The sequence below is a fragment of the [Bacteroides] pectinophilus genome, assembly GCA_025146925.1.
In the GTDB taxonomy this organism is placed as follows: domain Bacteria; phylum Bacillota; class Clostridia; order Lachnospirales; family Lachnospiraceae; genus Bacteroides_F; species Bacteroides_F pectinophilus.
This window is the reverse complement of the sequence record CP102260.1, coordinates 794,662-812,379: the sequence shown is the minus strand read 5'-3', so window position 1 is coordinate 812,379 and position 17,718 is coordinate 794,662. Positions and strand designations below refer to the sequence as shown.

Sequence of the window (17,718 nt, the reverse complement as noted above, 5' to 3'; positions counted from 1 at the left end):
GAAAGACATAAGTTTATGGCTTACATCTTTCTTCCTTCTGCTTCTATTCGTTTTTATTTATCTGTGACATCGAAACTCGTAATAGTCTGTACCGCCTGTCGTGTAAACTCCATCATAACTGATGTAGAATACCGGATCTGTTTCCAAAAGTAACATACTTGCAATATATTCTGCGATTGCATCCTCAGATGATAACCGCTGTCCATCAATGGTACTTACTTTGTTGAGGTCTGTCTCTACAAACACACTGTAATAAGAGCCTTCCATACCATCGTAAGGATAATACTCATTGTACTCTTCCTGCGTGATACTTCCATCATTCAAATGGTTCTGTAAATTCTGCTGTGTGGTAATCATCCCTCCTGCCTGACACTTTGCTGTTGCAAGTGACACAACATTCTGTGGACTGTATGCCACGGATGCAGGCTGTGGATTGCTCACATTGTCTTTCGGACTGTCTGTAGTCTGACCACCATTACCTGCATTACTCTGATTTCCGCCAGCTTCCTCATTATCATTTACTGAAGCTTTCTGTTCCGGCTCGTCATTCTGCTTTGGCTTTTCTTCCTGCCTTGAAGCAGTTTCATTATCAGCGGACCGGTTATCTTCCTTATCATTCTTCTCTTCTGAATCTTTAACCTCGGCAATATCTTTCTCTGTCTCTTCACTTCCAGCTTCGGTTGTGACCTCTGTGACAGCTTCCGTTGCCATTTCTGCTTCTTCAGTTGGCTTTACGCTTTCCGTCTGTTTCTCTGTCTGATTATCAGCCTTTTCCTTACCACCATTACAGGCAGCCATTGAAAAGACCAATACTGCGAATAATAAGATAATACTTATCTTCTTCATAGTAATCGCCCATCCCTTCTCCGCAAGAGGGACGGGCTTTGTGTTCCGTGCCATCCACCCTTGCGGTGAACTATTTATCTGTAATGCACGGGACACATAGGACTGTCCCGTATTCTGTGCATCTTAAACTCCTTTCATTATACCAGTTCTCTTATTTTAAAGAAATACTGCATAAGTCTTCTGTTTTTCTTATAATTTAAGAATAAACCCTTTACCTGCATACGCTCACCTCCTCTCAGAATGTGCCCATTCTTACGAATGAAAGAAATATCCTTGCCACCATAGCGAATAGAAGAAGAATTATTCTGGCAAGTCCTAAGACCAGCTTCAACGCTCCAAGAATTATCCTTAATATCCACTTGAGTATCTCTAAAATCACTGTTCCTACGGCTCCCATAACTCTTCTCATAATAATCAGTCTCCTTTCGACATCCATCCCATTGCAAGTCCTGCAACATCTGCATCGTCCATAACATCTTCTGTGGGTTCTTGTGCTTCACTATTGGCTGCCTGCATTATTACCGGCTGACCAACATTCATCCCGGATATCACTCCGCCTAACAGCCTTATAACCTCTTTCCTAGCCTCATTGGTTGCTGCTTCAATGACTTCTTCCTTAATGTCATCAATATCTTCTGACCGGATATATTCAGCCCTCTCTTTTTCCTTCTTCTTGATAACAAAGGTTTCTTTTCCATAATTATCAATGTAAAACTGAATCGCATCTATGATGAACTGATTCTTAGATTTGAAAATCTTCGGATCAAGGTTCTGAATCACATCATTGATTTTCACATGCTGAGGATTGCTCATGTTGAGGCGGACAGAAGTTTTTACTTCATATTCAAGTCTTCTTCCCATCATCTGCCTCCTTATGATAATCGCTTAGTGCTTTTAAGCCCCATCGTGGCAAGCTGCTCATATCCTCTTGCATTTGCCTTTACATCAAGGTTATAGGAAATGTTCTTGGCATCATGGCTACCAAAATTCTTCATCACAACTGCCCCGCCACCGACAAATACAATCGGTGTAGTCTTTAAGTTATACCCAAACTCACGAATTGAGTTATATACCTTATCAACAAAATCCTCTATCTCTGCCTTGATAATGGCAAAGTATTCATCATCAATATCTGACCTGCCATATCGCATGATGTTCTGTATCTCTGACTCGTCTACCTCTCCGTTAAGTTGTCTTACACACTGTTCATTGATAGAACGCATACAGGTAATAAGACCTTTTGGTATCGTCACACACTTTGATTCATCCGGTGACTTGTTGATTACCGGCATAATGTCGATTGTCCAGCTACCGATATCTACTATCAGCGTTTTCTTTGCCATTGTAGGAATCTTGTCCACTACTGCTGCATAACACTGAGGGAATACTGCCACATCATCCATTTCAATATAATACGGCTCATTCTCATATTTGAAGCTTACACGCTTATTCTTTGTCAGGTACTTGATAAAATCATTCTTCTCTGCTCCAAACCTTGTAAGTGGTAGTCCTACGGCAAGGAATACCTTTGCCTCTGCAAGACCTCTTCTTTTAAGTTCCTTAGCAACTGCTGCAAGAGTGAGAAGATAAAAGCTGTCATCTTCGACCTTTGTATCCTTTACTTCCTGCCTCACAGTTCCAACCTTATAGAACTTTCCTTCATACTCAAGTACATCGCCGAAAAGTGCCGGAGTTGTTGTAATCTCCTTAACACCTGTGACAAATACCTGAGAGATTGTTTTCATCATTGACCATCCATGATCAATGCCGATTACTTCTAATTTGTTATTCATATTCCTGTCTCTCCTTCCATTCCGTAATATTTGCTTCCATATCCTGCACATCTGTATCTTTTCTCCCCTCCTCTTCCATAAGCTGCTCAATAAACCTCTCTGTTCTGGACGACATTGCAACTAATGAATATAGAAAAACCAGGATGATACTTATTCCGACCAACACTACAATCCAACATAGCTTCATGTAAATACGCCTCCTTCCGTAGATTCTTCTAAGAGACACTTACAATTTGCCTGACATTTTCGTGCCAGTCTTTGAAAATAAACACATTTCAAACATTCGTGTTCTGCCATAAATAGTGCTTTCTCATTCCTGGCTACAATCTTTCGGTAACGCTTTTTCAAATAAGAAACATCATATAAATCCTGCTTGATTTCATTCATGACATTTTGCTTCATTATCGCTGTATTCAGTGAATTAATGTAGCTGACGAACTTTTCCTCAGTGCTTATATCCACACCTTTAAAAGTTAATTCCATTCACTACTTACCTGCTTTCTACACGGCTCATGCCATGTAGGTGTGCTTTTTTCCCATTTGCCTGCACACATAGGAATTACAGATAAGCCGCATCTGCGTTTACGACGCATTAAGTTAAATTAAATAATGCTATCCTCTCTACCGCCTTTTCGAGAGCCAGGAAGTTCCCTTTGAACACCTTCATAGTTTATTATCCTTCCGCAACAGTATTGACTACCCTTACTCGCTCCACTTTCATTTCTCAATCCTTCAGCACTCTTCGCAAGTATATTTGATTTCCATCAGGTATCTGAACCGGAATTATCACTATATCTGTAATTGTTATTCAATTGTATGAGCTGCTTTGCAACTCGCAGGATTATGATATAGCAAAATTTTCAATCCTTGAACTTCGCCAAAAGAAGTATTTTCAACATATCTATTCTTTTTATGTTAGTCCTCATTTGTGGTCTGTTCATATTTTTATTATATAGTCCACATTTGTGGTTGTCAATATATTTTCAAAATAATGTACCACTTTTGTGAACTCTGTGTTAAAATATTCATATCAATTTGTTTGAGGTGATTATTAATGGATAATAGACATTCAATTGGAAGTAAAATTCAAAAATATAGAAAATTAAAAGATATGACACAGGACGAATTATCAAAACAGTCCGGTATTTATTTATCTACCATAAAGAAATATGAAAGCGGTGAACGAAATCCAAAACCAGATCAGCTTCAAAAAATAGCAGAAGCTCTTGGCATTAGCGTAACTGTATTTCTTGATTACGATATTAATACTATTAGTGATGTTCTTTCTTTAGTTATGAAGCTTAACGAACAATCTCCATTGAAAATATCTGCTGATAAGGATAAAGATGGCAACTACATCCCCAGCAGCATACACATGACATTTGAAGATTCACAAATAAATGAAGCTATTTGTTCTTATCTAAATTGTAAACAACAGATGGATTTAATTGCCTATGAGGATAATGATAAAGCTGTGATTGAACAGCAAAAAGAATTTTATGATGATAAGATTAACAGATTGCTCTTATTTAACGAATGTATTAAAAAAATCCGCTAAATTGCGGATTTTTTCTTTGCTAGGACTCTATTATAATACTTCTCTTTACATATCCTGAGTAGTTTATCCCCTACTCAAATAGCTTTGGTAAATCGTTGGTAAAAATCTACTGTAACATCCCCAAAACGCCGTAAAATCAAGTATTTTTAATCAAGGTTAGTATATTGCCGTGGCAGATGAAAAGTACTTTTATCATGTTTTTGTTTCTCCTTAATTTGCCCCGGAATGCCCTGTTTTGCAAGGGGTTCTAGGGATTTGTAAAATGTGTATTTTTGCTGAACTCCTGGCAAAATAGAGCAAGATGGAGCAAGTTATTGCGGGCTGTTAGTAGTAAAATTGGTAGTAAAACAAGATAGGCTTACTACTAAGAATGTTCTATCATACATTCTCTAACCAACATTAATAATTCTAACAAAGACAAATCATTTAATTCCTCATGCGTATATTTCGCATAATATTCAGTCAACACATTTGTCAACTTGATTTCTATATTAGCTAAATCCTCTTTCAATTTTGCAGGAATAGTACCTGTTTGCAAATTATATAAATATGCCTCATCTATTTTGTAAGCAGCATTTCTAACATTTTTTTCTAAAGTAATATATTCAAGTTCTTTATTCTCATCTATGTTCTTTGGTTTTAAATACCTAGAATGTGACATGTCCATAATAGATATCGCAGAAAAAAGTTCATTCAAAAAATTTTTCATATCATTTTCAGAAACACTATTGTCACACACCGGACTATGTGTATGTGTTTCAAACAGATTAAGTAACGCTTTCCTAGCTTCAATATTATTAGTAAAATTCAAATCAATATAATCTTTAAATTGACTCTTAAACCACATTCTATTACCACAGTGATAAAATAAATTTTTAACTACATCACCATACTGCTTAATCAACATATTATATTCCAGATAATCAATGGGATACGCAGCTATTTTAAAAGGTTCATATAAATTGAAATGAATACACTCCTTATCATCATGAGGAAAATCCAACCTTAATTGATATCTATCTTCGTTGCTCTGTGAAAAGAAAATTTCCATTTTTGTAGTTGTCCTAGACCCATTTTCATATTCACTATAAGATGTATTCGGTTCCATATAAATTCCTTCAATCATGCAGTTTGTGAAAATATCTCCAAAACAACATAAGAACCACTCTGCAATTATTCTGTCTTTATCATTGAAAAATGGACTAATCTGCATACACATTAATGTATTGATTAATACAAGATATTCTAAATGTTTTTCGATTATAGACAAATCACATTCCGAAACAATTTTCAGCTCTTTGCTCTCAATGATTTCTTTATTAGGATAGATTTCTTGTATTTTTCCCCTTCTCTGCATATCGTCTCTAATTACCTTAATGTAGTTAATTATTATGCTACTTTGACTATATTCATTTTCATACGAAAACCTGCCATCTTTTTGTGCCTTATCCATATAATATTGAGTGATTTCGGAATTAACTAATATCATTATATTCAAAATATAATTGGCATCATCATAAGACATGATTTTACCTTTCAATTTATTGAGTTTGTTTCTTATATCATCAAGAAAAAGATAAATAGAAACAATCCTTTCGCTCTTTCCATCCAATAATTCTTCTGATTTATCATTCAGTATCTCATCTATTAACCTCTCATCATCTGCTATATTAGCAAATATTCTTTTTGCAATATTGGGGTTAAGTTTATACATTGATTTTGGATAAGCATCCATTAGCCAATATAATGTTTTTTCAAAATTATTGATATTTGCACCTTCTCTCTAATCCCATCAAACATATTATATATTTTATTTTATTATTTTTCCATAGAAAAAACGCCCCAGCCAAGCCGGAGCGTCATCCCTTTTCCATATTAAATTACCTTAAACATCTTCTGCGACATCGGTTTCTCCTTCTTCTGCTCAACCTCTGCTTGTGCCTTTCGGAAGTCTTCCAGCCGTTTCAGTTCTTCCTCAGCATCATCAAATCCGATATGCGTGTACACATTCATTGTAACCGATATATCCGAATGTCCCATCAAATACTGCAAGGTCTTGGGATTCATTCCCGATTTCGCCATATTGCTGCAATAGGTGTGTCGGCACACATGGGGCGTGATGTTTGGCATCTGCACCCGGTAGATGTCATTGTACCTGCCAACCATGTGGTTGAATCGGTGCTGCCAGTGCATTGCCACAAGGGGCATTCCATTGTCATCGTAAAACAGGAATCCACTGTAGCCATCAATGGATTTTTCCACTTTCGGTGTATTTCTATCCCCGATGATTGCCTGAAACATCTGTGCCACATCCTCTGTAATCGGCAACACTCTTGTTCCTGCATCCGTCTTTGTGGTTTCTATGATGTATCGCATATCCGATGTTCTATGCAACTGGTGGTCAATATTCACAGTTCTGTTCTCAAGATCAATGTCCTTCAGCGTCAAGCCACAAGATTCTGATATTCGCATTCCCGTATGAAATAATATGTACACTACTTCATAGTATTTACAGTACATCACATCGTCATGCACAAACTTTAGGAATTTTCTCATCTGGTCTTTGGAAATTGCCTCTCTTGTAACTGCATCATTTACCAGTACTCCGGCAAGTTGGAATCCAAATGGATTCTTTACCAAAATATCATCATCCACCGCCATCTGAAAAGCTGGTCGCAACACTCCCCGAATGGTATGAATGGAACTTTAGCTTTTCCCATCTTCCTGCTGCAATTTTATAAGGAACAGCTTTGCATCGGAAGTTTTCACACTTCGTATCGTCTTTTTGCCAAATGCTTCCTTTGCAAGTAATCTCTGTACTGTAACATATCCCTGTTTTGTGCTTTGCCTTACTCCTGTCTTTGTTTTCAAATATCGGTCTACCTTGCGTAGAAAAACCGGATATAAGAAACGAGGAAAAGGTCATCAACCATCTCTTGGATTTGCAAATGTGGAGTTTCGCCAAGGCAGAACATATACTGATTTTGAGTATGCGATGAAAGCAAAGTATACAGAAGATGAAGTAGTAGAAATGGATACTGTAAAAGGCGTAAGAGAACAAGGCAAAAGACTTCTTACCATAATTTTCAGAAGGAATAATGTAATGCTTCTATTCCTGATGCCGGATGGAAAAGCAGAATCTGTAAAAAGGGTGTTTGACTATCTTGAGGCAGGACTGGGAATAGAAGTATTTCGGAGATTATTTTCGGTTATATTGACTGACAATGGCAGTGAATTTAAGAAAGTGGATGAGTTAGAACTTACATCAGATGAGGATGGTTTCTTAGTTTATAGAACAAGTCTGTTTTACTGCGATCCGATGGCCTCATGGCAAAAAGGATGTATCGAAAAGAATCATGAATTTATCCGTTATGCTATTCCGAAAAAGAAAAGCTTAAATCCTTATAATCAGGATGACATCACATTGCTTATGAATCATATCAATAGCATCAAACGTCCGGGGCTTGGTAACAAATGCCCCTATGAACTGATTGAGGAAGATGATGAAGATTTTCATGAACTAATGAGGCTATTAAAAATGCACCTCATCCCGCCAGATGAAGTGCATTTGATGCCAGACCTATTCATTGAAAAGTAACTAAAAGACTTAAATGCAGGTAGTAATCGATTTGTCAATAGGTGTTATTAGACGGGTCGCGTTTACTTTTGCATAAGAATTAGCCAGCCGTCTGTTTGCTATGCAATTTTTGATATACCCGTTGTCTGGAATATGCTAATTATAGCACCTTTCAGAAAGAAGGCACAACAATATAAGTCGAAATTGGGGACGAAAATCGATTTTGTGTAATCAGACGATATTTCAGTCAAGTTTTAGTTTTTCATTCAAGGACAATAAGAAAATATCTATAGAACTGAAAGAAGGGATTTTTATGGCGGTTACCAATAATATCAGAGAAATCCGGGAACAGCGTGGCATTTACCAGGATGACCTTGCCGCTGCTATTGGATACAGCGCCAAAACTGTCGGCAGGATAGAACATGGGGACAGCACCCCATCTGCCGAATTTATGCTGCGGATATCAAAGTACTTTAATATGCTGGTGGAAGATGTATTCCATGCAGAGGATTGAGCGAGACTATGAAGAAAAGTCCGTAAATAATAATCTTCTATGATAATGATTGAGCTGGAAGCGCTAAATTGGAGCTTCCAGCTCTTGCTTTATATATACGACATGATTTCGGGCATGTCAAGAGCAGACGTCAAAAACGTCCTTCTTATCACGCATACAAATTCTGTTATTCTGGGAGTCTTCCTTCATACATAATGCTGAGTTCACCATATACATGTCCCCAGTTCCGAATGCTCATAGTCCATTTAGTAGCTTCGAAAGTTGCCAGATACAGGGCTTTCAGGAGCGCTGTATCACTAGGAAATACGCTTCTCTGACGGTTTAGCTTACGGTAGGTAGAATTCAGACTTTCAATTGCATTGGTCGTGTAAATAACCTTTCTGACATCCGGTGAGAACTTGAAAATCGGCGTTATTGCATCCCAGTTATCATACCACCGTTTCATGGAATTTGGGTATTTTTCGTTCCATTTTTCAGTAACTCGATCCAGAGCCAGTCTAGCTTTCTCTTCATCGGAAGCATGGTAAATCGTTTTTAGGTCGGAAGCGAACGCTTTTCTGTCCTTATCCGGAACATATTTCAGCGTGTTTCTTACCTGATGTACAAAATACATCTATGATACTCTGTTTTTGGAAATGCAGCGGCAATTGCCTCTTTAATGCCACTAAGACCGTCAGCGCAGATAATCAGGATATCCTTTACACCACGATTCTTCAGCTCATTCAGAACAGACAGCCAGTACTTTGAACTTTCATTATCACCGACAGTGATTGAAAGAACCTCTTTTTTTCCTTCTGTGTTGATGCCAAGAATGACGTAGGCAGCCAGTTTTCTGATTACTCCATTATCTCGTAAGGAATAATGGATGGCATCTATATAGAGGATCGAATATACCTCATCCAGCGGTCGATTTTGCCAGTCTTCGATCTGAGGCAGAATTTTATCTGTAACGTCTGAAATAAAGCCTTCTGATGTCTCAAAACCGTAGATATCTTCGATGGTTTCGGATATTTGCCGGGTCGTCATCCCTTTTGCATACATGGAAATAATCTTCTGATCGATATCAGAAATATCCTTCTGACGTTTCTTTACAATCTGTGGCTCAAATGTTGATTTACGGTCCCGTGCAACATCGATATCCATGTTGCCATAGCTGCTGTTTACACGCTTTGATTTATATCCATTGCGGTAATCATCGCTATCAGATCGTTCGGATTTCTGGTAACCAAGATGATCATCCATTTCTGCTTCCATCATCTCTTTGATAGTGCCGCCAAGCAGATCCTTAAGCGCATCCTGGATATCTTCAGCGGTTTCAATATCATACTCCTGAAGAAGTTGCTGAATGATGTTTCGCTTTCCTTCTGTCATTACTACTTTGTGTATAGGTTTCTTTTCTCTTCTTGCCATAATAAAAGGCCTCCTATGATTTATATTTTATCATAGAAGACCTTGCCGTTATTAGCTATTTACAGAAAAAGTTTCACACACTCTTCAATGCCCTCTACTATACTCTAGAATATGTATTTTATTATCTGCTATACCAAGACACCTTCCAATTCTTCATTTCTTACACCTGTTAATAGTTTTATTCCATCTAATTGCATATTATCATTTTTTTCATGCTCATATAAATCTATGTAATATTTTTCTCTAGATCCCAATCTATCATAAAAATTACCTAGTTCCCAAGAGCACCATGGTCTTATATAATAATTTCCTCCTATCCTTAATTCACTATTAGGAGTTCTTAAAAAGAGTAAATGATCTGATTGAGCTAATGCACTATGCAATTTATATTTTAGCTTGATTCCTTTTTCTTCTTTTCCATTATTCATCCAATCAACAAACAAAAAAATATTTTTCTTTTGAAAATAGAAAAATAAAGCAATTGTATACAATTTATCTTCATATGCGTATGATAAAAATACTTGTTTTTCTTTTTTATAATTCGCCTTTAGATAATCGCCATATGCATTCCAATCAAACCCTGTTTCTCCTGAATCCAAAAATGAATTGTCACTATAATCCTTAAAAATATAGTTTCTTTGCTTTGTCAATTCTTCTATTACATTGTCATTAAATCCACTAAGCGCTTTTATTAGCGAATTGAATTTGTTGGGCGTTTTTACTTTACTCTTTGCAATATTATCCAATTCCTCAAGAAGTTTTCTATAAGTAGGTATATTCCTTGCTTCCTCTAAATTGATACCAGCTTCAACAACAGTCGCCAACGCACTTTGAAATAAAACATCCTTATTTTGCAAATCATTATCGCGCAAAAATAAAGGTTCAACATCTCTCAATATCCTTTCATTTAGGCGAACTAAATTAAAAATTTCATTACTCAATCGCGCATTCTCATTACGCAATAAATCTAAATACACATTTACTCTTCCTAATATTTCCATTACATTTTCCTTCTCATCAGTAATTTTGTTTTCTTATATAAAGGCAATCCAAATCACCGCTGCTGAAACTATTGCAAGCGGTAAATAAAAAAACAACTCCGTAACAGAAAACAATGTATCCAAATAAGTATTCTTACCTGTTTTAAACTCATCCTTATTCGTATTCATATCGAAATCAATTTTTTCGTCTTCCATCTTTCTGACCTTATTATATAAAGCTCGATAAAGTCTTTCCTGCCATAAATAGTAAGTATCTAGTCCCCAAAAAACAATTATCGGAATATACGCTATAATAAAATAACATTTATCCGCATCTTTACTAGCTAACGCAAAAATACCAGCTACAAGAGTTACTGCCCATCCTTTTAATGCAAACGAATTTGACGCCATTCGATTAATAACACCCTGAACCAAATCCATATACTTATGTTTATCTTCACAGAAATTATCCATATATTTCACCTCATTCTTAAAATCAAACTTCTTTTCTTATATTATATTCGTCTATATTATTTTGTCTTTCAACTGCTTTATCCACATAGTCTTTGTAATTATTAATAAAAGTATTCCATTTAACGGCTTCTATGTAGCTACAAGTTCCAGACCAAATAGTATCATTGCTATCACAAGTTCGTTTATTAGCATTTTGAATTCTATTAAACTTGTTTTCCTTTATTATTGTAAATAATATATTTGTATGATGCATTGTACATCCACCATCACAACAATTCTTTTTTTCTAAATAATATGTATACGAACCGTTTGCATCAGGAAGAACAACTGCAATCATAGCATTACTATGACTTGTAACAGATTCTCCATTTTTATTTCTTCTTGATGTTTCTTTTAAAGAATAAGAAATTTCCCAAGGAATCCATTGTTCCTTATCTTCTATCCCAATTTCTCTCATTCCTGGGGAAATAAACACTATTGTTACTGAACTGTCATAGATTCTATCTTTCAATTTTTCCCAAATAATGTCCTCGGACAATTTACTTAAATCTTCTCCATCACTTTCACCCTTATAAATATCGTCCTCTTCATCCAATTTTTGTTCAAACAAATCAACATAGTCTCGTACTGTTGAATTAACCTCATCCTCCAAATTTTCAACAAAATCATCCGCATATTTGTATGAAACAAATATTTTTTTCCCATATATTTTCCTTCCTTTTCTATTTTAATCATATTATATCTGTTCTCTATATACTTTTGAATTCAAAAACTAAAATCCTATGCCTCTCGCATATGCATAAATTCTATTTAGAAAATTTTCATCAATATCTTCCTTTTCATCCACTAATTTGGAAAATCCAATATATGAACTGAACCCCAGCATATAAACAGCAATTGCCATTGCAAGATTCTCTGATTTTTCTCCTGAAATTTCCGCTATTTTCTTTAGTTCCTCTGCAACTGTATCATGTGGAACTTTAACCTCTCCACCCTTTACAACTACAGATTCGATAACTTCTGGAAGTACCATACACATCTGATAAAATGCATCTTCTTCTCCTGTTACAAGTGCATAGAATTGATCTATGCTTACTCTTCTGATACGTTTATGAGAAATCTTCTTACCATCAACCGTTGGATTCCAAGTAATATTTTGTGATTTTTGCGCAATCGCCTCTACCAGAAAGCATGCGCAATCATCATCATTCAATAATTGGTTCTGCATTTTCATATATGTCTTTCCGGTAGATGCAGAATTCATCGTATTATGTTTATTCTTCATCTCAACATAAATCTTATGTACTACATCACCCTCTGGCAATTGAATTCCATCTGCGTTTTCATAGATAACATCCCATCCGCCTTCTTTACCATTTTCAGGCACATGACAATTTTTCATGTACTGAAATATTGTCTGATGGAAATATCCGATATCGTTATTATTTGATTTGTCCCTTTGTCGGAATATCTCGTTTCCCACCATTTCTTCCCAAGTTGACTGATATACTGTTTTATCAAATATCAACTTAATCGGATCAATAATATTCTTGTTAAACCGCTTAATATCAAAAGATTCCAGTTTTTCCCCATACTTGTCAATTGTCGCTTCCACATGTTTAACAAAGTTTTCCTGACTTATAAATTTCAGTTTCCAATCCATTACATTGCCTCCTTTACTTTCTGATTTTCCGCAAGCATATTTAGCGAATTTGCGATTTCTTTTGCAATATCATATGCTAAATTAACCGGGACAGCATTTCCTACCTGTTTATATTGAGCCGAAACATTTCCGCAAAACTCCCAATCATCTGGAAATGTCTGACATCTTGCATTTTCTCTAACCGTGAAAGGTCTTGCTTCCAATGGATGACATCTTTCTGTTTGCTTTTGGGATGGAGATGTTAATACAGTTAAAGACGGCTCATCCAGGCTCATTCTTCTCAGAATTCCGGTTCTTCCGCCTTCCATATCCCAACAACTCTTCATATATTCCTTGGCAATTGCTGGATCTATATCTCTCCAATATCCACCAGCTGGAACTAATTCAAAAATCTTTCTCTTTTTTTCTCCATACGGAACCCCTGGACCATCCGGACAATCCAAAAGGACATCTCTAAGAACCGGTTTATAACTATGTGCTTTCGGAAATCTGTATTCAGTCTTTCCTACCAAATCATTGCGAATTCCTATAGTAATAAGTCGTTCCCTTTTCTGCGGTACGCCATAATTCCATGCATTTAATACTTGTTTGTCAATGGTATAACCAGATCTTGTAAAAATATCAAGCATTGTTGAATAAGTCTTTCCATGATCATGTGTAAGCAATCCTCGAACATTCTCAAACAGGAACATTTTAGGCTGCAATTTTTCAAGGAACAATGCATAGTGATAAAATAATGTTCCTCTTGCATCTTCAAGCCCAAGCCTTTTTCCAGCATATGAAAATGCCTGACAAGGTGCACCACCTGAAAGGAGATCTAGCTCACCCTTTTTAATAGAGAAATACTTTTCCAAATCCAGACACGATATATTTGCAATATCGTCATTTATAACATTCCAGTTTGGTCTATTTTTCTTTAATGTATCCGCTGCGTCCTTATCAAATTCTATTAAACCTAATGTATTAAATCCCGCCTTTTCGACTCCTAATGCCAATCCGCCGGCTCCAGCAAAAAGCTCTATACTTGTATACATTCAATTACCTCTTTACTTTTTTCTAATAATATCATAGTATATGTCCCATAAAACTGACTCTTCTATACTAACATACCTCTTTTTCTTCTTCATCAACTAATTCGATTACATCTTCTACCTGACATTCCAATACTTTGCATATTTTACATATAATTTCTGTCGAAACATTCTCATTTTTTCCCATCTTTGCTATTGCATTTGTTGTTATACCGGCTTTTTCTCTAAGCTGAGTTTTGCTCATATTTAAATCTATAAGTCTTTTCCATAATTTATTATAGCTTACAGTCATAGTTGATCCTTCCTATCCTAATAATAAACTCGTTACAGCTCCATAGTTCTCCTATAACTCTGTAACCCATTTACTTAAATGAGTATACTCGATTATATTGATTTTTTCAATATTTTTTTGATTCATTCAACTGTATTGAATAATATTGACCCACGCAAATAATATTAAAAAGGTGATTTTTATCCCAATAATGTTGTACCGTTAGGATTACAATTCACTTCAACCAAACTCTTTGTATAAAAAATACCAACCATCAAACTACGATAGTTGGTAAATATGAGTTCAAATAAAAAACTGTATAAATGTCATTATTCCAAATAAAACAGAAAGAACAAGCCCGACTATTGTTAGCACATCTTGTCTTTTACTATTTTTTTCTTTTTCAAACAAAGTATCCTGCAAATTTTTCATTTCAATTGCTAATTGATTGATAGCTTCATCAAACTTGTCACTTTCGTTATGGTGAAAATATTGAATAATATCATTAAACAAAACAAAATTTGCTCCCTTTACTTGTTCCATTGGATTTTTTTTCTTAAATTCATCTATCAGTTGCAAAATATATGCCTTCAGATTATTTATATCCTGGATATTAACATTTACAACTTTTTTATTTTGAGCATTTAATTCAATTAAGTATTTTTCCAAAAGGAAATCCACGCTTGCATAATTTCTTTTTAATTCTTCATTTCTATCAATAATATGCTTAAATATCAAGTTTATTTCTTTAAAACATGCCGTGGTATCATTTTTATTATAATAACTTAGTAAAATATTTTCTAACGATTTAAACATTTTCTTTTTCTGTCTTGTATAAATAACTGTATTTAAACAAAAATTAATTTCCCATATTAAATACAGGATAGGTATCACTAATACTCCTAGAAGAATCAACATTAATATTGTATCATTCATTTTTATTTCTCCATTATATTTCTTATATATATACGAATTGTATCATGTCAATTATAAATATTACATTTTTTATCGGGCAGCCCTATAATTCCATTACTATTTCAGGGGCAAAACAGGGGTAAATTCTCCCTATCGTTTTCTGAAAGCCCTGATTTTACAAGCATTTCATGCGAATACACAAATATTGCCGTGGCAGATGAATAGTACTTTTATCATTGTTTTATTTCTCCTTGTTTTGTCCCGGAATGCCCCGTTTTGCAAGGGTTTCCGGGGTTATTGTGATATGCTCTGAAATTACAGATTGTGGCAAATCAGAGCAGAATTTAGCAAGTTGTTACTACCTATTAGTAGTAAAATTGGTAGTAATAGGGAATGGGTTACTACTAAGGATTTTTCCCTTATTCCGCCTCCGCAGATTTAAGTTTTACGAATTTAACTCTCTCACTACCAGTCTGTTCAATTACAAAGTCTTTACCAAACATTTCTATCAATGAAATAACCAACTGTTCATACGCATACTGGCTATGATAGAAAATAGTAATTTCTGAAACATATTTTTCAAAAAAGAAATCCTTCAATATTTCTTTGTCTGTCATTCCCAAAGAATGACCCATAATATATACTTTAATCGGAGTATCTTCCAAAGTGGTAAATTCTTTTGGAATCCATGTTTTATAATATGCCCCTGTTTTCTTTTGGATTCGTTGGAAATACTTCTGAAAATAAACATAATCTAAATTATTGAATGCATTATCGCTTACGCCTAATACAATATCATCGTTTGCTAACGAACCGTGCACTTGATGATTTGAATTTGCGCTGCCATAAACACTTTTATATGTATATGTGTAATTAAAGTTAAGCAAATTTATATTTTTCAATTCTTTAATTTGTTGTGAAAAACAAGACACCTTTATATTACCAACCAATTCTCTCATATAAATTGTTAATGCTCTTATCAAGTCATTCAACTCAATTTTTAATTCAGCAAGTAATTGGATTTTCACATCTCCATACACAATTTTCTCTATATCACTTTTTGAATATAATCCCACATTTAAAGGCATCGCCTTTGAATGTGTCATCACACACTTTATCGCCTTATACATTGTTGGATTAATCACCTGTGACATTACTTTTCCTTCGCACTTATAAATCTCACATGTACAGAACTCCTCTACCAAAACAAGTAATTTTTCTATCTCCGCCTCAAAATCAATCCATCCCTCAGAGGAATATCCAGTTTCTATAAAATATTTTATCCATACATTTCGTGAAATAATGTCCCCTAAAATTGATATACTTTCATTATCCAAACATATTGCATGATTAGCAAAATCCTCTAACGCTTCCTCTGTCAGTTTTCCATATTCGTTTACAGATACACTAAATTGTTCATGCTCTGTTTCACTTCTCATATTATGACTTTTTATAAGTTGTTCATTGTACAAAGAGTAAAACTTTTCCCAATTTCTTACCAAAAAAAGAAAGTCTGTATATCTTGTTGGTAGTTTATGATACAAATCGAATCCATTTCCTATAATCAACACATTATTATTCATCATAATTACCTTTCTCTTCTAATTGTTTTTCTTTATTATTGTCTTTCAGCCTTAACAAATATAGTAATGCATATGCCCGATTATACAAATATTCAATGAACTGTGAATCATTTAATGCTTCTCTCTGCTGCTTGGCTACGTTTAAATAATCATTGTGTCTAATATCAAAATATTCATTAGAAATCTTCATCAAATCATCAATTTCGCGCTTAACCACTGCATATACTTTACTATTACCATCATCTTTTACAGACTTTGCCAAGGCACCATATTGCTTATCTCGATTTCCTTTCTGCGTAGAAATCATGTACTGCAAGGCATCTATTATAAAATCCAATGCACTTTTCTTTTCCATCATATCATGGCTATTTATCATATCCTCGGAGAATCTGATTTTTCTTTCAAACATCCTATAATTAATAATCTTATCAATTCCATACGTAGTCTTATATCCTTGTTTTAATAAAATACCATTTTGCAATCGGTAAGGGAGTTTAAATATTTTTAATCTTTCATTTACTTCTATGGTAAATGCATAATGTGATTTTCCATCATTGATAATCCAGTACTTATATGCCAATTCAATGAAAGTTTTAATATCTTCCATGTTACCAGTGTTTTCTTTTAATGAATCTGGATAATTCACACCTCTATGGATCCGAAATTCGTAGTCATAATCTATTTCCAAAAACCACATCCCACCATCCCAATTATCCCAGCGTAGGTACTGCGATTTTAGCAATTCCATACTAACCAATTCTGTTTCAAACCACAAAATGAACGATGACCAAAATCTTTTTATTTCAGCATTTTCCTCTTTTTTCTTTCCTGTATATTGGATTCCATTATTGGCTAAATACATTACTAACATTGCTCTAACCGTATTTGCATCTCTTATCTCTGTTCCATCTCTTAGTAATATTGAATCTCGTATTTCTGGTAGTTCATTCTGCATAACATTCGATATTTCAATTATTAAATCAAATATTTCATCAGTCGTATTATCTATAACATCATAGTTTTCTACTACATTATCTATTTTTTCTATGTAACTTATAATTAATTGAACCTTAATATTATTGATTTTTTCTTCCATATTTCCC

Annotated in this window: 19 protein-coding genes and 2 pseudogenes; 3 read left to right on the top strand and 18 right to left on the bottom strand. The window is 34.8% G+C overall.

Translation table 11 applies throughout. From position 1 onward, the window contains the following. Positions 1-57 precede the first annotated feature (57 nt). The 6 genes from NQ488_03745 to NQ488_03720 form a co-directional block, all read right to left on the bottom strand. On the bottom strand, positions 58-900 hold the full coding sequence (locus NQ488_03745; GenBank protein ID UWN96436.1) for a hypothetical protein: 843 nt from the start codon (positions 898-900) through the stop codon (positions 58-60). A 181-nt stretch (positions 901-1,081) separates the two neighbouring features. After that, complete coding sequence (locus tag NQ488_03740; GenBank protein UWN96435.1) at positions 1,082-1,255, bottom strand: hypothetical protein; 174 nt, start codon at positions 1,253-1,255, stop codon at positions 1,082-1,084. A 5-nt stretch (positions 1,256-1,260) separates the two neighbouring features. After that, entirely contained in the window at positions 1,261-1,710 is a 450-nt protein-coding gene (locus tag NQ488_03735) for an ATP-binding protein (protein UWN96434.1), read from the bottom strand. 8 nt (positions 1,711-1,718) lie between these two features. Then, positions 1,719-2,639, bottom strand: a complete 921-nt coding sequence (locus tag NQ488_03730) for a ParM/StbA family protein (GenBank protein ID UWN96433.1) — start codon at positions 2,637-2,639, stop codon at positions 1,719-1,721. Beyond that, the gene (locus tag NQ488_03725; GenBank protein ID UWN96432.1) at positions 2,632-2,826 is read right to left on the bottom strand and encodes a hypothetical protein; all 195 of its coding nucleotides are present in this window, start codon (positions 2,824-2,826) and stop codon (positions 2,632-2,634) included. The genes NQ488_03730 and NQ488_03725 overlap by 8 nt, the downstream gene beginning before the upstream one ends. Further along, positions 2,823-3,122 (bottom strand): hypothetical protein, encoded by a 300-nt coding sequence (locus NQ488_03720; GenBank protein UWN96431.1) that lies wholly within the window; start codon positions 3,120-3,122, stop codon positions 2,823-2,825. Before NQ488_03720 ends, NQ488_03725 begins: the two co-directional genes overlap by 4 nt. 571 nt (positions 3,123-3,693) lie before the next feature. On the opposite strand from NQ488_03720, the gene NQ488_03715 reads away from it, so the two are divergent. Next, a complete protein-coding gene (locus NQ488_03715) occupies positions 3,694-4,197 on the top strand; it encodes a helix-turn-helix transcriptional regulator (protein UWN96430.1) in 504 nt (167 codons plus the stop codon). A 364-nt stretch (positions 4,198-4,561) separates the two neighbouring features. Here NQ488_03715 and NQ488_03710 read toward each other — a convergent pair whose 3' ends face one another. Beyond that, on the bottom strand, positions 4,562-5,911 hold the full coding sequence (locus NQ488_03710; GenBank protein ID UWN96429.1) for a hypothetical protein: 1,350 nt from the start codon (positions 5,909-5,911) through the stop codon (positions 4,562-4,564). A gap of 161 nt (positions 5,912-6,072) precedes the next feature. Then, a pseudogene (locus tag NQ488_03705) lies at positions 6,073-7,068 on the bottom strand (site-specific integrase). Between the two features lie 124 nt (positions 7,069-7,192). On the opposite strand from NQ488_03705, the gene NQ488_03700 reads away from it, so the two are divergent. Both NQ488_03700 and NQ488_03695 read left to right on the top strand, forming a co-directional pair. After that, positions 7,193-7,795: a hypothetical protein gene (locus NQ488_03700; protein UWN96428.1), complete on the top strand. Its 603-nt coding sequence runs from the start codon at positions 7,193-7,195 to the stop codon at positions 7,793-7,795. Between the two features lie 292 nt (positions 7,796-8,087). After that, positions 8,088-8,288, top strand: coding sequence for a helix-turn-helix domain-containing protein (locus NQ488_03695; protein UWN96427.1), 201 nt, complete (start codon positions 8,088-8,090; stop codon positions 8,286-8,288). 166 nt (positions 8,289-8,454) lie between these two features. Here NQ488_03695 and NQ488_03690 read toward each other — a convergent pair. The 10 genes and pseudogenes from NQ488_03690 to NQ488_03645 all read right to left on the bottom strand — a co-directional run bounded on the left by NQ488_03690 (position 8,455) and on the right by NQ488_03645 (position 17,711). After that, positions 8,455-9,698, bottom strand: a pseudogene (locus NQ488_03690) (IS256 family transposase). A 128-nt stretch (positions 9,699-9,826) separates the two neighbouring features. After that, positions 9,827-10,699 carry a toll/interleukin-1 receptor domain-containing protein gene (locus NQ488_03685; protein ID UWN96426.1) on the bottom strand — a complete coding sequence of 291 codons (873 nt, stop codon included), beginning with the start codon at positions 10,697-10,699 and terminating at the stop codon, positions 9,827-9,829. Between the two features lie 33 nt (positions 10,700-10,732). Continuing rightward, a complete protein-coding gene (locus NQ488_03680; GenBank protein ID UWN96425.1) occupies positions 10,733-11,152 on the bottom strand; it encodes a hypothetical protein in 420 nt (139 codons plus the stop codon). Positions 11,153-11,174: 22 nt separating this feature from the next. Next, positions 11,175-11,804: a TIR domain-containing protein gene (locus NQ488_03675; GenBank protein UWN96424.1), complete on the bottom strand. Its 630-nt coding sequence runs from the start codon at positions 11,802-11,804 to the stop codon at positions 11,175-11,177. A 120-nt stretch (positions 11,805-11,924) separates the two neighbouring features. Continuing rightward, a complete protein-coding gene (locus NQ488_03670; protein UWN96423.1) occupies positions 11,925-12,815 on the bottom strand; it encodes an Eco47II family restriction endonuclease in 891 nt (296 codons plus the stop codon). Beyond that, positions 12,815-13,849, bottom strand: coding sequence for a DNA cytosine methyltransferase (locus tag NQ488_03665; protein UWN96422.1), 1,035 nt, complete (start codon positions 13,847-13,849; stop codon positions 12,815-12,817). Before NQ488_03665 ends, NQ488_03670 begins: the two co-directional genes overlap by 1 nt. Positions 13,850-13,916: 67 nt before the next feature. Further along, positions 13,917-14,138, bottom strand: a complete 222-nt coding sequence (locus NQ488_03660) for a helix-turn-helix transcriptional regulator (GenBank protein UWN96421.1) — start codon at positions 14,136-14,138, stop codon at positions 13,917-13,919. A 282-nt stretch (positions 14,139-14,420) separates the two neighbouring features. Next, positions 14,421-15,053: a hypothetical protein gene (locus NQ488_03655; protein ID UWN96420.1), complete on the bottom strand. Its 633-nt coding sequence runs from the start codon at positions 15,051-15,053 to the stop codon at positions 14,421-14,423. Between the two features lie 398 nt (positions 15,054-15,451). After that, positions 15,452-16,618 carry a bacteriophage abortive infection AbiH family protein gene (locus NQ488_03650; protein ID UWN96419.1) on the bottom strand — a complete coding sequence of 389 codons (1,167 nt, stop codon included), beginning with the start codon at positions 16,616-16,618 and terminating at the stop codon, positions 15,452-15,454. Continuing rightward, the gene (locus NQ488_03645) at positions 16,608-17,711 is read right to left on the bottom strand and encodes a hypothetical protein (GenBank protein ID UWN96418.1); all 1,104 of its coding nucleotides are present in this window, start codon (positions 17,709-17,711) and stop codon (positions 16,608-16,610) included. The genes NQ488_03650 and NQ488_03645 overlap by 11 nt, the downstream gene beginning before the upstream one ends. Positions 17,712-17,718: the final 7 nt, after the last annotated feature.

Coding starts and splice junctions, on each gene's coding strand:
- NQ488_03725 (UWN96432.1), bottom strand. CDS start 2,826: ATGAAGCTATGTTGGATTGTAGTGTTGGTCGGAATAAGTATCATCCTG.
- NQ488_03670 (UWN96423.1), bottom strand. CDS start 12,815: ATGGATTGGAAACTGAAATTTATAAGTCAGGAAAACTTTGTTAAACAT.
- NQ488_03680 (UWN96425.1), bottom strand. CDS start 11,152: ATGGATAATTTCTGTGAAGATAAACATAAGTATATGGATTTGGTTCAG.
- NQ488_03695 (UWN96427.1), top strand. CDS start 8,088: ATGGCGGTTACCAATAATATCAGAGAAATCCGGGAACAGCGTGGCATT.
- NQ488_03740 (UWN96435.1), bottom strand. CDS start 1,255: ATGAGAAGAGTTATGGGAGCCGTAGGAACAGTGATTTTAGAGATACTC.
- NQ488_03730 (UWN96433.1), bottom strand. CDS start 2,639: ATGAATAACAAATTAGAAGTAATCGGCATTGATCATGGATGGTCAATG.
- NQ488_03655 (UWN96420.1), bottom strand. CDS start 15,053: ATGAATGATACAATATTAATGTTGATTCTTCTAGGAGTATTAGTGATA.
- NQ488_03660 (UWN96421.1), bottom strand. CDS start 14,138: ATGACTGTAAGCTATAATAAATTATGGAAAAGACTTATAGATTTAAAT.
- NQ488_03715 (UWN96430.1), top strand. CDS start 3,694: ATGGATAATAGACATTCAATTGGAAGTAAAATTCAAAAATATAGAAAA.
- NQ488_03645 (UWN96418.1), bottom strand. CDS start 17,711: ATGGAAGAAAAAATCAATAATATTAAGGTTCAATTAATTATAAGTTAC.
- NQ488_03665 (UWN96422.1), bottom strand. CDS start 13,849: ATGTATACAAGTATAGAGCTTTTTGCTGGAGCCGGCGGATTGGCATTA.
- NQ488_03650 (UWN96419.1), bottom strand. CDS start 16,618: ATGATGAATAATAATGTGTTGATTATAGGAAATGGATTCGATTTGTAT.
- NQ488_03710 (UWN96429.1), bottom strand. CDS start 5,911: ATGTATAAACTTAACCCCAATATTGCAAAAAGAATATTTGCTAATATA.
- NQ488_03720 (UWN96431.1), bottom strand. CDS start 3,122: ATGGAATTAACTTTTAAAGGTGTGGATATAAGCACTGAGGAAAAGTTC.
- NQ488_03735 (UWN96434.1), bottom strand. CDS start 1,710: ATGATGGGAAGAAGACTTGAATATGAAGTAAAAACTTCTGTCCGCCTC.
- NQ488_03745 (UWN96436.1), bottom strand. CDS start 900: ATGGCACGGAACACAAAGCCCGTCCCTCTTGCGGAGAAGGGATGGGCG.
- NQ488_03700 (UWN96428.1), top strand. CDS start 7,193: ATGAAAGCAAAGTATACAGAAGATGAAGTAGTAGAAATGGATACTGTA.
- NQ488_03685 (UWN96426.1), bottom strand. CDS start 10,699: ATGGAAATATTAGGAAGAGTAAATGTGTATTTAGATTTATTGCGTAAT.